The sequence below is a fragment of the Paenibacillus sp. P5_B5 genome, from assembly GCF_056400365.1.
Map to the genome: position 1 here is coordinate 15,405 of NZ_JBFULK010000006.1, position 15,527 is coordinate 30,931.

At 42.6% G+C, this 15,527-nt stretch carries 8 protein-coding genes; 1 reads left to right on the top strand and 7 read right to left on the bottom strand.

Annotated features, from left to right (window positions below):
• Window positions 1–341: 341 nt before the first annotated feature.
• The 7 genes from AC1DOK_RS10060 to AC1DOK_RS10090 form a co-directional block, all read right to left on the bottom strand.
• Window positions 342–2,753, bottom strand: coding sequence for a glycoside hydrolase family 38 N-terminal domain-containing protein (locus tag AC1DOK_RS10060; RefSeq protein ID WP_477554141.1), 2,412 nt, complete (start codon window positions 2,751–2,753; stop codon window positions 342–344).
• 18 nt (window positions 2,754–2,771) lie between these two features.
• The gene (locus AC1DOK_RS10065) at window positions 2,772–5,618 is read right to left on the bottom strand and encodes a glycoside hydrolase family 2 TIM barrel-domain containing protein (RefSeq protein WP_477554142.1); all 2,847 of its coding nucleotides are present in this window, start codon (window positions 5,616–5,618) and stop codon (window positions 2,772–2,774) included.
• A gap of 151 nt (window positions 5,619–5,769) precedes the next feature.
• A complete protein-coding gene (locus tag AC1DOK_RS10070) occupies window positions 5,770–6,984 on the bottom strand; it encodes a Gfo/Idh/MocA family protein (RefSeq protein ID WP_477554143.1) in 1,215 nt (404 codons plus the stop codon).
• 15 nt (window positions 6,985–6,999) lie between these two features.
• Complete coding sequence (locus AC1DOK_RS10075) at window positions 7,000–9,222, bottom strand: hypothetical protein (RefSeq protein ID WP_477554144.1); 2,223 nt, start codon at window positions 9,220–9,222, stop codon at window positions 7,000–7,002.
• A gap of 182 nt (window positions 9,223–9,404) precedes the next feature.
• Window positions 9,405–11,009: an ABC transporter substrate-binding protein gene (locus AC1DOK_RS10080; protein ID WP_477554145.1), complete on the bottom strand. Its 1,605-nt coding sequence runs from the start codon at window positions 11,007–11,009 to the stop codon at window positions 9,405–9,407.
• A gap of 51 nt (window positions 11,010–11,060) precedes the next feature.
• Window positions 11,061–11,948: a carbohydrate ABC transporter permease gene (locus AC1DOK_RS10085; protein ID WP_477554146.1), complete on the bottom strand. Its 888-nt coding sequence runs from the start codon at window positions 11,946–11,948 to the stop codon at window positions 11,061–11,063.
• A gap of 27 nt (window positions 11,949–11,975) precedes the next feature.
• Complete coding sequence (locus AC1DOK_RS10090) at window positions 11,976–12,944, bottom strand: ABC transporter permease (protein ID WP_477554147.1); 969 nt, start codon at window positions 12,942–12,944, stop codon at window positions 11,976–11,978.
• 208 nt (window positions 12,945–13,152) lie between these two features.
• Here AC1DOK_RS10090 and AC1DOK_RS10095 point away from each other — a divergent pair, with 208 nt between their 5' ends.
• Window positions 13,153–15,519 (top strand): helix-turn-helix domain-containing protein, encoded by a 2,367-nt coding sequence (locus tag AC1DOK_RS10095; RefSeq protein WP_477554148.1) that lies wholly within the window; start codon window positions 13,153–13,155, stop codon window positions 15,517–15,519.
• The last annotated feature ends 8 nt before the right edge of the window (window positions 15,520–15,527 follow it).

Sequence of the window (15,527 nt, forward strand, 5' to 3'; positions counted from 1 at the left end):
AAAAGAAAATTCTGACTTTTTTAAAGGAGTACAATCAAGTCCGAAATTGTTACACTGCATCTCTGTTGTTTGTCTTGCCTTCATGTTTTTATTGTAGGCGATTCCGAGATTGACAAAATGGACCTGTGATGGGTTTTGCGACTGAACCTAGGCCTAGGAGGAGGTCGGTCTAAGGGACGAGAAGTGTATCTTACCACATTTGAAGTGGAGTGTAGCTCTGAGTACACTTTACAATGTAAAAGGCAGACAAAGGAACCTCCTTTATCTGCCTTTATGAACTTATTAGTGATAACAAAACGTCTCTACAGGATTACACGATATACCTTCAGGCAAATTGCCTATTAAACGAAAGAATAGTAGCCTAGGACAGGACAGTTAGCAGCCTTTGCTGCTTGGAAGGCTTCGTGCTCATTTAACGAATTATTTAACAAGAGAAAATAACGATATTGATGGAAGCCGCCCAAATCTACTTTAAAATTGGTTTCCCAGAAATTATTCATGACCCAGGCATACACATCATCAATATTGTTGACATCCTTTTCGCCGCATAATTTGATCTCATGCGATTTGATATCTCCCATTGCAATAAGAGGCGTATCAGGTGTCGCGATGATTAGAGAGTTGTTCGATGACTGGTAGCACATGCCATTCTGTAAGGCATAGAAATCGGTGCAGGTTCCCGGCAGTTGATCGATTCTTGGACGGAAGATCGCACCCGTTTTTTCAACCCAAAATTCTTCATTGTCATAGCCTGTTGTGAATGGTAATGCCAAATACAAGTTTTCTGGTTCCCAAACACTTGTTTTATGGAAGCGGAAATCGACATCAATTCGAGGAATCTCCTTGTATGCAGTTAGGATCAGGGAGCTGGCATTGGTACCTTTCACCTGGTAGCCTAGCTCAACACGAGAATAAAGCGGCCCGTCTTCCAGCACAGTGGCAGATAGGAGTTTTCCGATATCCCTTTGCGTATGCAATGCCTTGCGGTTACGTCCCATCAGGTGCCTTTCCTCAAACTGGGTTGTTTTGACAGGCGTTACTTCATAAATTGGAGTAAAGGCGTTAAATTTGCTGGTTGGTTTGATTAGCTCCTTATCGTTGATCTTGTCATAGATCGAAGTGATGCCTTGTTCTTCTTCATATTGAATACGGAAGAACTTGTTTTCCAGTTTATAAGGAGTTACAACAGAGCCCGTCTGAAGTGTTTCGGCATATGTTGCTGCCAAATCGTTTACACGCTCGATTGCTACCTTGGCACGATTACCGGCTGAAATTAAAGGAGGTGCGGCAATGTCCCTGATCACGTAGCTTTTCTTCTGCTTAGCATCCAGCTTCACTAGGATATTGATTTCGTATCCACGCGAATAATGTCCAATTTGATGAGGTACAACTTTTCCAGTATCCTTCTCCAATATTTCAAAATGCTTGTGTCCAACTAAAGTTTCTAAACTAACATTTAGGACATCTATTACAGCGAAGTCATGTGGATTGATAGCTCCAAAAGTCAGTTCTTTATGAACTGAGATAGGGGTTTCCCCATGGAAATAAGTTATCTGGTCGATAGCTCTTGAAGCAGATTCGTTGGCTTTGAGCGCAAATAAGCTTTTCCTTAAATCGAGTTTATTGACATTCGGATGCCATGGCTCATCGATGGATGATGCGTAACCCCAAGTGTGCTCAGCATAGAACATTAAATTGTATTCGATACTGTCGAATACATCTTTGCCTATAATTTCACCATCTGGATCGAGCTGGCGTGCAGCGTACAGCTTTCTGCTTGCTTCGCGATAATGCTGGACGATATTTGGTGTAGAGCCTACGCCATCAGCCCACCAATCGGTCCAATCGCCAGAATAGGTTGGGATTTCAACTTCAGCTTGGTTTAGAATATCAAAGAATTCATCCAGTGTTACCATCTGAAGCTCAATTTCCTGGCCGTGCACCGCATTGTATTCATGAATGAATTCGACGATTTTGGTACTTGCAGGAGCGTTATCTGTCATCCTTCCGGAGAGACTGACCGGTACAAAATCATAAGGATGCTGCTGCTCTCTTAGTCCTCTTACATAGGCATCGATTCTTTTCTCGGCCTTATCGAAACTACTCAAGTGTTCAAGATTCAGACCATCACGAATCGTATACTCGTAATCATTATCGTGACAAATCAGCTCATTGCCGATCAGATAATGCTCTCCATTCCATACAAGCAACTTATTCCCCTTTGGCGACTGCCAGTAGAAAGGCATTTGCTTCTTGAATAAAGGGTGGTAGCCATGATGAGTATGAATGCAGGACATCAAGTTTCGGATCCCATTCTCATATAGCGCATCAGCGTATCCCCAGCCATAGCCGTTAATATCAGCGGTCATGGCAGAAGTCATTTGAATCGAGTAACGCTCCATACTTTTCACACTGCGAGCAATTGTATGGTTTAGAACGGTATAATCAACTAATTCTGTCATGTTGAGATAGTTGCCAGAAAGCCCAATTTCGCCTGATTTGACATATTTAATAAAATCATCGATATAGGATTGATCAGCGGTTTCGAGGAATTTCTCTACGCACCAGAAGCTTTCACAATTCCATTTGAAGCCTTCCCACTTGGTTTCTCCCGCATGAATGGCATTTAGAAAATCAATGACTTCTTTAATATAATAAATATGATGCAGTTCTATTTTCTCTTGATAATCGGTATAGCCAATATCTGTGTGGCTGTGATGGATTAAATACAAGGTGAATTTGGGTTGTGACATAGGAGCGCCTCCTCGATATTATGATTTCGCTTGGACTACAATCGTATAGTCGAACACAAATTCTTTATCAGTTAGACGATATTGTTCCAATGTGTAGGGACCACAGCTTCCAGAGCCGACACCGGTCATTGCATAGTCAATATTCCATACCGTGCAGCCATTTTTCTGTAACTCGAAATGATGTTTCTTAACAGCGAGCTCTTCACGCGTGTATTCCGAGGCGCAAAAGCTGAACGGCTTTGTGCTGCATACTTTAAGCGTCGTATTCCCATTCGATAGTGAACATTCTTCTGTATCGTAGTGCGAACCGTTCTCCTGAGGAAAAATATAGTTTTCAAAAAGTTCCGGCACGGTTGCATGAAACATACTTTTGTAACTGCCAGCATGCTTATCACTATAGCTCTCCTGCGGGCCATAGCCGAAATAGGTGCAATTCTGAAAATCGCCCTTTAGGAAATAGCGCATGCCAAAACGCGGCAGGTATGCAAGATCGTTACGCACGGATACCTGCAAGGAGACTTCAACAGATCCGCTTCCATACACTTTATAAACTGCTTGTATATTACAGAAAGGCGCTGCACGATCTGCTACAAGCGAGAGAGGGCAGGTAATAGTAACACATGAATTCGATTGTTCTACCGATGTTTCATAAGTATAGGCATATGCTGCATCCAGTCGAAGGCTTTTCCAGGAATGTGGACCGTACCAGGCAATTCCAGCCTCAGTCATATCGTTATCAGTAGGGGCGCGGTAAATATCAAATTCAGCCGGTTTGGCAAAACACTCGATCCCATTAACTACATACGAATCAAAAGTACCGAGTTCTGTATTAAAATGATAAGAAAATGCCTCGCCGTGTACCAGCCATCCAGTTTCAGTCTTCTGAGCCGATAGGGTGTGATGCGATACAGGCAAGCTCATGCTGAATATCTCCGTGGATAGATCAAATTGATCAAATCCCAAGGATGTTCCGACCGGGATTAGCGGATGTTCAGCTTTTTGTAGATATTCAAATTTCAGATAGATGCGCGAACCATCTATATGTGGAAGTGAAATCGGCAATTGTGCTTTCGAATGCGGAGCAAGACTGAAATCGGTAATAGCGCCTTCTGCTATTTTGGTGCCGTTCTGTTCGAGTGTCCAGACAATGACAAGAGCATCGGAAAGGTCTGCAAAGTCTAGTTTGTTGTCTGCCCAGAAAGTGTTAGCTTCTCTTGTAACATGAACAGGACGGGCACAGTTTTTCAGCTCCAGCAAACCGGTATGCGGCGTGCGGTCGGGATACACTAATCCGTCTACGCAGAAGTTACCGTCATGTAGCTCTTCGCCGAAATCCCCGCCATAAAGATACTGTGCGTTGCCATTCGCGTCGTGTTGTACAATCGCATGATCGCACCATTCCCACACAAAACCGCCGGCAAAACTAGGATAACGATAGAACAAATCATAGTATTCGGATAAGCTGCCGGGACCATTGCCCATTGCATGGGTAAACTCACACAGGATCAATGGCTTGTTGCTTTCCTGAGCCCGTTTTTCTGTATACTCAAGATCAGGATACATATGGCTTTCCAAATCCATGATATCAAAGTTGAATTTCCCCTCATCCTCGGGCATATAGTTTTTGGATTCATAATGAAGCAGACGTGAGCTGTCCATCTTCCGCACAACGTCAACAGCGGTTAACGTATTGACACCTAATCCACTCTCGTTGCCAAGTGACCAGATGATTACACAAGGGCGGTTGATGTCGCGAGTGACTAGACGCTGCACACGGTCCACAATAGCCGTTTGGAACTGCGGATCATGATGGACAAGGGCATACCAGTCATTATCGCGCAAACCATGGCTCGACCATGCGCCATGCGTTTCCATGTCGCCCTCATCAATCACATAGAAGCCATATTCGTCACACAAATGATAAAATTCCGGTGCGTTTGGGTAATGTGATGTACGAATGGCGTTGATGTTATGCTGCTTCATCAACTGCAAATCACGTACCATTTGCTCACGTGAAGCCACATAACCGGTATCGGGATAGCTATCGTGGCGGTTTACGCCTTTTAATTTGATGGGCTGCTCGTTGACAAGCAACACTTTGCCTCGTGTAGATATGGTCCGAATCCCAATAGTATCTACTATTCGCTCGTGTAAGGTATCTAGTACCATCTGATACAAATATGGCTGCTCGGCATTCCAAAGCACAGGGTTTTCTATGGTCAGACAAAGTGTGTCGTCGCATGTTTCGCCCTGAGCAACAGGCTTGCCTGCGGCATCCAGAATTTGAATGGATTTGTGAAGTGCAGGTCCTTCATCTTCAAAGTGGAAAGATACCTTTGCGCTTCCAGGTTCTATCAACATTTGCACCACATAATGGCGAATGTAGTTTTGCGGGCGTTTCAGCACATATACATCGCGGAAAATGCCCGACATACGGAATTTATCCTGTGCTTCCAGATAAGTTCCATCACACCATTTGAGAACCACAACCATGATTTCGTTCTCACCACTGTGCAAGAACGGGGTAATATCATATTCTGCAGTAGAGTGTGATACCTGACTATATCCAACAAATAGTCCATTAAGAAACACATAATGACAGGAATCTACACCTTCAAAATTTAGATAAAAGCGCATTACTTCTGTAAGCTGCACTGAAAAAGTTCGTTTATAAACGCCACACGGGTTTTCTTTGGGCACAAAAGGCGGATTATATGGAATTGGATAATCAATGTTGACATATTGATGCTTGTCGTACCCGTACATTTGCCAGTTAGAAGGAACCGGGAGGACGCTATCCGGAGTACCATCCAGAGAAGCTTCGGCAAAGGAAGGATAATACTTAAATTGCCAGCTTCCGTTCAACAGCAGCACACACTCATTGTTTACTTTCGAATTAGTGATTTGGTTAGGTGCACAGGGAATATAATAAGCCCGGTCAGGCATTGTGTTTACCCGGACGGATTGTAAATCCTGATGATAATTGTAGTTCATAATACCAGTCCTTTATCGTTATTTAAAAAGTGACAGGATAAAATTGTTCGCTTTCGGAAGACGCTTTGGCCTGCAGGCATACAAGGGTACTTCTGATACCGTCTTTCAGCGAGGACACAGATTCGGTTGTTTTGCCCTGCATCAGATGTACAAAATTCCGCATGAGAACAATGTCTCCACCGCCATGACGCGAGCCTTGATCATCGAGACGCACAGTGGTTACTTTATCACTCATGTGGTCAAATACTTTGATTTCATTGGTGGCGAAATTGAATTCTACGGTGCCCTTATAGCCATATAACCTAGCCCCTCGGCGTGCAGCACCTTTGCGGGCAAAGAAGTTCTGCGAATACATGGCGTGCATGCCGCTCTCGTATTTTACAATCATACTGCCAGAGTCCTCGTTGCCTGTGTCTACTGCAAATCCGCAGTAGTCGCTGCGTGGCGTGTCATTACGTAAATGAATGATGTTGTAAGTACTATCCATGCAGGTTTCCCACTTATCGCATTCGCTGCAGCGCAAGCCTGCTGGCATATCGCCCTTGTAAATCTGCTTGGACTTCATTGCACAAACTTTGACAGGCTCTTCTCCTAACAGATAGTTGATGACATCGATATCATGCGTCGCCTTTTGCAGGAATAGTCCATGTGAAATAGCCTCATTGCGGTACCAATCATGGAAATATACAAAACCATAAGGTACATCATTGAACGCTTGTACATGTTCCACCTTACCAATTGTGCCAGCATCCAGAATGCGCTTTACTTCCTGCACGATCGGTGTGACGCGTAACGGGAAAGAAACAACGGTAGGAGCCATTGCTTTCGCTTCGCACTCGGCAAGCGTTCTCAAATCCTCCATCGAAGTCGCTACCGGTTTTTCCAAAAACAACGGCAAATTGCGTTCCAGTACCTTGGTCGCAAAATAAGTATGCGTATTGCAGTTCGTACCTACGATCACGCCGTCCAGTTTCTCTTTGTCCAACATTTCGTCTGCATCTGTATAAAAATGAATGGTATCTGGATTCATCTCGCAGCTGCGCAAAAGTCCGTCGATTTTATCGATTTCCATATTGTGCATGGTTTCTTTGGAGCCGTCCTTCTTCATCAGAGCACGCACGCGCTCATGGTTGGTATCTGCGATTGCTTTGATACAAATTTCATAAGGCAGCGCGAACAGATCATCCATCAGCATGTCGATCCGTACGCCGTATCCAATAACACCAATATTCAACATCATGAAAGCCTCCTGTTATTTTTTGAGTTCAATTTGTATTCGCTCTCCGGCTGAAAGTGGCACAGTTTTCATTGCTTCAAAGTAATTGTGCGTCATGCGCCCTGCGTCTGTATGTTCGTCAGCTAGCAAGGTGACAATTGTGCTGTATGCTGTAGGATTATACAATTCCAGCGATACAGAGTCTGGATTCCACTGTGTGACAAAGCATTCCACATGGTCAAACACCTGCAGTATGCGGCTTGTAAAATCTACATAGACGCCCGGTACTTCGACGAATGTAAGTAACATAGAAACTTCCGGCCAGTTGGAGCCATAGAGGAACTCCCCGACGGTTTCTTTGCCTTCCCAATCACTTGTCTGTACGCGCTCGTTCATATAGCCTGCGGGCAGATATTTCTTTTCAAGAGTAAACTCCGGATCTTCTGCTAGAGATACAAACTGCGGTAAACTGTGTGCAATGGCGTGAAGATCGTGTAGATATTTTACATTGCCAGTAAAACGGAACAGCTTGAGAAGACTGTTGCCTGAAAGCGTGCAAATACCCGGAGCAGAGTGTTTGTTCTGCGCATTGGCAAATACGGTGCCGCTGCTGTGAACACCACGCTTGGCTGCGGTACTGTGAGCAGGAAATACAAAGTCATAGCTCATAACCCACGTCATAGCAATTTCACAGGTTTCTTGTGCATGAGAAAGCCAGATACTCTTATGCGTCGTCTCAAACAGCTGCACATAACTTTCCAGCATGGCGAAGGCCGCCTCGCTGTCCGGTGCCTGACAGATTTCACCAGGGCAGCCATTAAGCATACCTTTATTGACATAGTTGATGTAATAATATTCACCGAGCTGCTCGGCAACATGGCAGTATTCTGGATTCTGATAATATTCACTCGCGAGCGCTAGCGCGCCAACAGCCATACATGCTCCGGCGGAATTGCCTATAACGATTGTATCTTCGGCCATATCAATGAACTGTCCGAGTTGCCCATATTTGTGGAACAGTCGTACAAATGCATCGCAAAGCGCTTTTATAGGCTGATCAAATTCATGCGTAGAATAGTCGTTATCCGAAAGCCAGAGCAACTGTTTCAATGCGAAATAAAGCAAATCTGCGTTTTTTCGAACTAATAGAATCGAATCGCTTTTACTGTCACCACCGTCACTATAGAACTTTCCGTGTCCATACATGCCATACACCCAGCCGCCGGAATGCTGTAAGCGTGAGAAGATAAAGCGGAGAGTAGAAATAGCGCGCTGCCGAGCTTCAGAAGTATCTTCCAATAAGAATGGATAGCTGTTCATGCCTCCGCCGATCCAACCCGCCTGCCAGCACTGCTGAGGAATATTCCAGTCGGTTCCTACCGAATAATATCCTTCTTCTGTAAAATTCTCCTTTTGGTACTTTTCTTTGATGCTTGTATAAGCCTTATAAAATGGCACACTATAGAAATTTGTTGAGGTTTCCAAAGCTGTTTTGGCACTGTTTACCCGCTGGAAAAAGTTATGCAATGATATTTGCTGCCAATGATAAATACAGGCAGTCAAAGTCAGCGTATCACCTTCCTTAAAAATTGCTCCGGTATCATGCGAAGGAGCTAATGCATCCGGACGAAAGCCTTGTCCGTCGTTTTGATCACCAAAAAAATATTGTTCAGCTTCACGCACGCCTGGAACAGAAAGCGTAAAAGTAGCTTGATGGTCGATTTGATTTTCATTTACGGTAAAGCCTGTATAAAAACCGCCACATTGATGTTTCCCCAACAGAGTTGAGCCGGCTTGGCTGTTAAAATCATAGAACCCGCATAAAGGCGAAGTCATATCACCAGAGAGTAAAGAAATTTGCGACTGCATCTTCTCAATATCTAGATGAGGAATGCTGGTGATGACTTCGGCATCCGCAAAATGACTATTTTGGGGAGGTTCATAATAAGGCGCATACGGAAGAGGTAAGCTTACAAAGCGATTGCCGTTATAAACCGCACCAGGCATCAGCACATAGTTGCTCTTATCCCATTGATCCGTTTCCATAGAAAGTGAAAAGTTCATTGGAATGGACGTATCTTCTCTAAATATCAAGGTAATATCCAATTGTTGTCCATGTGACAGTGTCTGCACTGTGATCGAAGCGCTGCAAGGGAACTGCGAAAAAGCATAGTGGCTGTTATCCAGATTCACAAGAACTTTCTCGTAGTCTAACACCTCACTACCAGTAAAAGATTTGCACATAAGTGAATAGCGCATATCGGGTTCCTCTCCATTAGGCTTATTAGAATAGAAATCCGGTGTACTCTAAGAAGCAATACACCGGATTTTATACAAAACGAGAAATTATTTTAAATATAAGAATTTATATCGCCAGGCTCCTAATTCTTAAGTATTTCTCGCAGAAATGCACCCGTCTTATAAAGACGTTGAAACAGTTTCTACTTGTTTGCTTTCCAAGCATCATATTGAGTTTGTTTTTCTTTGATAATGTCGTCCACGCCAGCAGTCTTCAGACGCTTAAGGAGTTCTGGCAATACTTTAGTAGGGTCAACTGAACCAGAGCTGAGAGCTGGAATCATCTCGTCAGTAACTGAAGAGACGTTTGCAACTTGTGTTTTAACAGGTGACGGATCGAACACAAAGCCCGACACAGGAGAGATCTCTGCTGTTTTGTCATTCTCGTAAACTATTGTCTGGCTTTCTTTCTGTTTTGCACCGGATTCGTTCTTGTCATAGGCTCCACGGTTGAAAGTTGGGCTGTAAGATTGACCGATTTGCCATTCGTTCCAATTGAAATTGTATTTGCCTTCAATCAAAGTGTACTTGCCCTTTTCGTCATATTTGTAGTCAGTGCCTTCTTCACCCATCGTAATCAGTTTGTATAGATCATCGTTAGTGTTGAGCAGTTCAACTAACTGAAGAGCTTTTTCTATGTGTTTTGAATTTGAATTAATTGCAACAGCTGCGATGGAAGCAGAGCCTGCAGGAATGATGGTACGAGTAGTGGATACGGTTACAGCCTTTCCGGTTCCTGACTCTTTAGTCATCGACATGTTGTTGGCATCAGGATTGCCAGCGTAGTCAATGCTGTCAGGCCAGCCGTAGGTAATCTCAGCCACGAATTTGGCTGCTTTACGGTCAGGAGTCGTATCTTTTACCGTTGCGCCATCCTTGCGTACATAACCTTTGTTGTACCAGTCACGCATAATGGCAACGTATTTGGCGAAATCTTCAGTCTCAAACTGGTTGATGACTTTGTCTGGATGATCTAGGTTAATCCAACCAGGGATGGTCAAATCACCTACAGCTTCCATGTTCCAGTAGAGTGGCTCGTTTGCAAACATGTTGTGCTTAGAGCTGGTCTCAAATCCGATCATGTCAGGATGCTTTGCGAGCGCATTGCCAAGGAAAGGACCAATCATTTCCAGAGCTTCAATTGTTGGTTTCCCTTTGACTGCTTTCCAGTCAAAACCAGTTTCATCCACAAGGTCAGAGCGGAACGCAAATCCGTTACGTTTAGAGGTGCCCCATTGTTGATAGTTAACAAGTCCATAGATTTTGCCGTTAACTTTAACGCCATCCCACAAACCTGCTGGGATCCGGGAATAAGTTTCAGGTGCGTATTTAGGGATGAGGTCGGTCAGGTCAGCATAAGCACCTTTGGCGGCGTTTCCAAAGTAATTGATGTCAAACGCGCTTGAAGTGAAGCTGAGATCCCAATCGTCTCCGGAATTGATCATCAGATTCATTTTTTCAGCATATGTACTACTGTCTACAAGAATCAAATTCAGTTTGGCATTGATTTCCTTGCCGATGATTTCGTTAGCTTTCTTCATGATGCGGTCCAATTCATTGACAGGAGTGTTCATCATGTAGAATTTAAGATCAACCATTTTTTCATTAGCAGGAGTAGGAGTGGCAGCTGGACTGGTGGAAGTGGAAGATGGATTAGTGGTAGAGCTTGCGTCTTTCTGTGTACAGCCGGCCAACAACATGGTTGACACCAGAGTTACGGACAACATACTTGCAAAAATTTTTCTCATGAGTTATCCCCCTAAAATTTATTTAATTTTCCGAATATTTATCCGGTAAAATTACTCTTTTACAGCGCCAATTGTCAAGCCTTTCTCAAAGTATTTTTGGAGTAAAGGATACAGCAAGATAATTGGGCCAATGGCGAGCACGCAGGTTGCCATACGTGCACCTTCACTTGGCAGCATGCCAATGGCTGCCTCTATTGACTGTGAAGCTTGTGCATTTGCCTGCAAATACCCAATATTGTTCATTAAAGATTGAAGCAAATATTGCAGGGTGTACAATTTTGGTGTTTCGATGTATAACGAGGTGGTCAACCAGTCGTTCCAGTACGCAATCGCAATAAACAGACCGATCGTTGCCAGCGCCGGTTTGGAAAGCGGCAGCGCGATCTTGAAAAACGTACGGATTTCACCCGAGCCGTCCATGCGTGCTGACTCAATCAGAGAGTTCGGGATGCTGCGGAAGAAATTTTTCATGATCAGCACATTAATAGTCGACACCAGATAAACAATAACCAACACCCAAATCGTATTTTTTAGATGCAGATATCGCGTAAGTAAAATGTATTGTGGAACTAGACCACCATTAAATAGGACTGGCAGATATACAAAGAAAGTGAGCGCTTTACGGTAAGTTACTTCGGGACGTGTCAGTGAATACGACAGCATGGAAGTAATCAATAGATGTAAGAATGTACCAACAGCAGTCACGAATATGGTAACTCCATATGCATTTAGAATAGAGCCTGCTCCGCTGAACACATATTGGTAAGCTGCAGTACTGAACTCTTCAGGCCAAAGATGAAACCCGTCAAGCATCAGTGATTGTTCGCTAGTAAACGACACAGAAACAACCAAAAGAAGCGGAATAATGCAAGCCAGGCTCATCGCAAAGAAAATGAGATGAATCACTATTTTGGAAAAATGTATTTTTCTCAGAAGCATGTCTTTCCCTCCCAAATAGAAGCGGCTTTAAAAAAGTGCGCTGTCAGGATCAGTCTTTTTAATGATGTAATTAGCTATTAGTACAAGGAAGAAGCCAATTACTGCTTGATATAAACCAATTGCCGATGCCATGCCGTAGTCGTTTAACTTCTTTAGCGAGCGGAATACAAGTGTATCGATAACGTCTGTTGTTGCATATAGAGCACCCGCATCATTTGGAAGCGTGTAGAATCCGTTCCAGTCACCTAAGCCACCATTGAACAATTTGCCGACCCACAACAGTAAAAGAATAATGATAGTCGGTTTCAAAAGCGGTAGCGTGATATATTTAATTCGCTGCCACTTCGAAGCGCCATCCAGCTCTGCAGCTTCAAAGTAATCCGGGTTAATTCCGGCAATTGCTGCCACATACAGCACCGAAAAATAACCGATGTTCTTCCACAGATAGGCAATTGGCATGATGATTTGCCAGTAAGACGGTTCACTGTACCAGTGAATGGCTTCACCGCCGCCAGCGGTAATCGTGTTATTGACAATACCACGGTCAACACTCAGCAGGCTGAACAGAATGTACTGGATGACGATCCAAGAGAGGAAGGTTGGCAGTAAAATGGAACCTTTATATGTAGCAGATACAAATTTGTTTTTGACTTCATTTAATAGAATAGCTAATGCCAATGCGCAAAGCGTAACCGAAACAATTTCTAATAAATTGTAAAAAATCGTATTAAAAGTAACACTTCTCGCTGTATCGGATTTGAAGAAAAATTCAAAGTTTTTGAACAGCGGATCCATCCATGCACTTCCGAATATACCATCGCGTGCACTGTAATCTTTGAAGGCAATGATAACGCCGACCATCGGGATGTAACACAAGATCGCAATAAAAATTAAACCAGGAGCCATCATTAAATAGAAAGGCATCTGACGGCGAGCGCTGCGCAATGCTTTGTAGGACTTGCCTTTATGTATCGGCTGTGCAATAACTGTCTTCATTCTCTCCCTCCTTTCTTTGCAGCTTTTATATATCTGTCCTCATTGTAGGAGGGGCCTTATTATTACTCAACAATTAAAAATTGGGTTCTCTTAGTTTTTTGACACAAGGCCTCTCAGAAAAATAATGATTTCTACAAAATGTTAGAATTCATTGTGGTGATATCTTATTTTTTCTATAATAGAAATGGAAATAGACAAGGAGGTCGCAATGAAGTTCTCGAATAAAAAAACTCATCGAACGAGCTTTTTGCGTAAATTATTTTTATCCTTTTTGATTATCACGATCATCATCACTGTTTTACTGACGGTTTTTTTGACGATTACCTTTTTGCGCACCACATTTAATATGACCAGTCGTTATAACGACAAGCTAATTGCACAATCCAATTATAGTATTACGTATCTCGACGAGACGGCCAAAAAATTAGGGCAAGCGCTTTACAGTGATAAAGATATCATTGCTTTTCTAAACATGGCAAACAATGATACACTCATTTCGTTACTCGCAAGCAAGGTAATTGATAAGCATTTTTTAACATTGAACGATATCGAGAGCGTGTATCTTTACAATGCGGATTTAGATTTGTTGTACTCTTCTCGCAGTGGTGAGCGTCAGCCTGCGTCTACATTCTCAGATCAAGTACTGGTAAATCTGCTAACAGACAATAATTTTGTGAAAGAGCATCAAGGGCGTCCCGTAGTGGCACATGTTGATGAAGAAACGCAATCGGCTGATACATGTTCATACATATTATTAGATCCTAACTCGACTGCATCTGGGCTCAAAAACGCAATTGTTATCAATATCAGGACGAATACGCTTACTAAATCCATAGAGGCTATTAATCGATATGATCCGGTTCCAGATACATCTTTTCTAGTGCTTGACTCCAAAGGTGCTGTTCTGAGCACGGTTCTCGCACCCGGTTTCAAGCATGACAATAGTGCTATACGCGAATTGAGTCTGCAAGTACAGACATTGAGTGGCAATAGGAATCAGGTGCAAAAAATTGACGGGATCAGTTATCTTGTGTCATACAGTCAAAGCAACGCTAATAATTGGTACATAATGGGGTTAACTCCGGTTAAAACAATTTTAAAAGATGTTATCACGGCATCGCTGATTGCGGTGGGTATTGCAGTGATCGTATTTGGATTCTGTGTCTCAGTTTCCTTGTTTTTGGCACGTAGGTTGAATAGTCCGATCCAAGCAATCACGAGAATTATGACTGGGGAAGCTCATGAGAAACAGGATGCGCTTGTATCGAATACAGAAGAATTCCAATATATTTTGTCTGTGTTTGAATCTATTAAAAAACAAAACTTTGAGCTTGATCGGGTTATGCGTGGAACAGGCTATGCTGCCAAACATGATTTTTTCAACTCGCTATTAAGTGAAAGTACTACATATTCAATGAAAACAGTTCAGGAAAAATTGCGAGATTTGAATTTAGAATATATCTCTTCCAATCAGTTATGTATGTGTCTTTTTAAAATTGATAATTACAGTCGGTTTACATCCCAAAATAGTCAAAAAGAATGTTTGGCATTGCGTTATGCAGTTGTGAATATCGCAACAGAAATCGCTGAACCATTCGGTACTTGTGAAATATTCAGCTGTGAGTCTGATAAATTTCTGATGCTTGTTGACTGTGCCACAGTAACCCAATATAAAGTTTTGCAGGAACCGCTGGAGCGATATTTACGAGAAGTACAAACCAAAACACAATATTATCTTAATATTTCATTATCTGTCACTTATAGCACTCTGTTTCAAGGGCTGAAGCATTTACCAAGCATGTATAATAACTTGAAGGATTCGATTCAATTAAAAATTCGTTATGGTCATGGATGTATTATTACACCCTATATGATAGATGAAATCAATACGGATGATTTCCATATTCCAGTTAAAAAGGAACTACAGATGATCGAAAAAGTGCTGGAAGGCGATAGTGAGGGAGCTGTTGCAATCTATAGATCTATTTATAGAGAATTATCTAAATCTTCTTACAATGAAATTATAACCAACATGATCCATTTGATTTATAGCATTTACTCCAGTGTGCTCGCCAAAATGCCTGCAATAAAGGATAATCAGGATTTATTTCTGCAGGAGTTTTTGCATGATATTCAAGAGGCAGAAGTGGATACAGATATTGATATTTTGATGAATGCGTTTCTGGAAAAGCTGTGCGCAAAGATTTCGATCCTCAAAAACTCATCGGGCAGCAACGACTATTTGATGCAACGTATTATCGGAACTGTAGAGCAGGAATATTCCAATACGGGCTTATGTCTCAGTTTGATCGCTGAAAAGTTGCGTTTGTCACCGAATTATATCGGCCGTTTGTTTAAAACAATATATGGGCAGTCAATCGCGCAATACATCTTTGATTTCCGCATGCACAGGCTGGACGATTATATGCGCAACTCCAAAATCCCTTTGTCTGTGATAATCGAGAAGGTTGGTCTTGAAAGGAATAATTATTTTTACACGAGATTCAAGAAGCATTTTGGCATGTCGCTCAGCGAATACAGGCTGCATTTAGGCCAGGATCCAGATGATGATTGATTATTTAC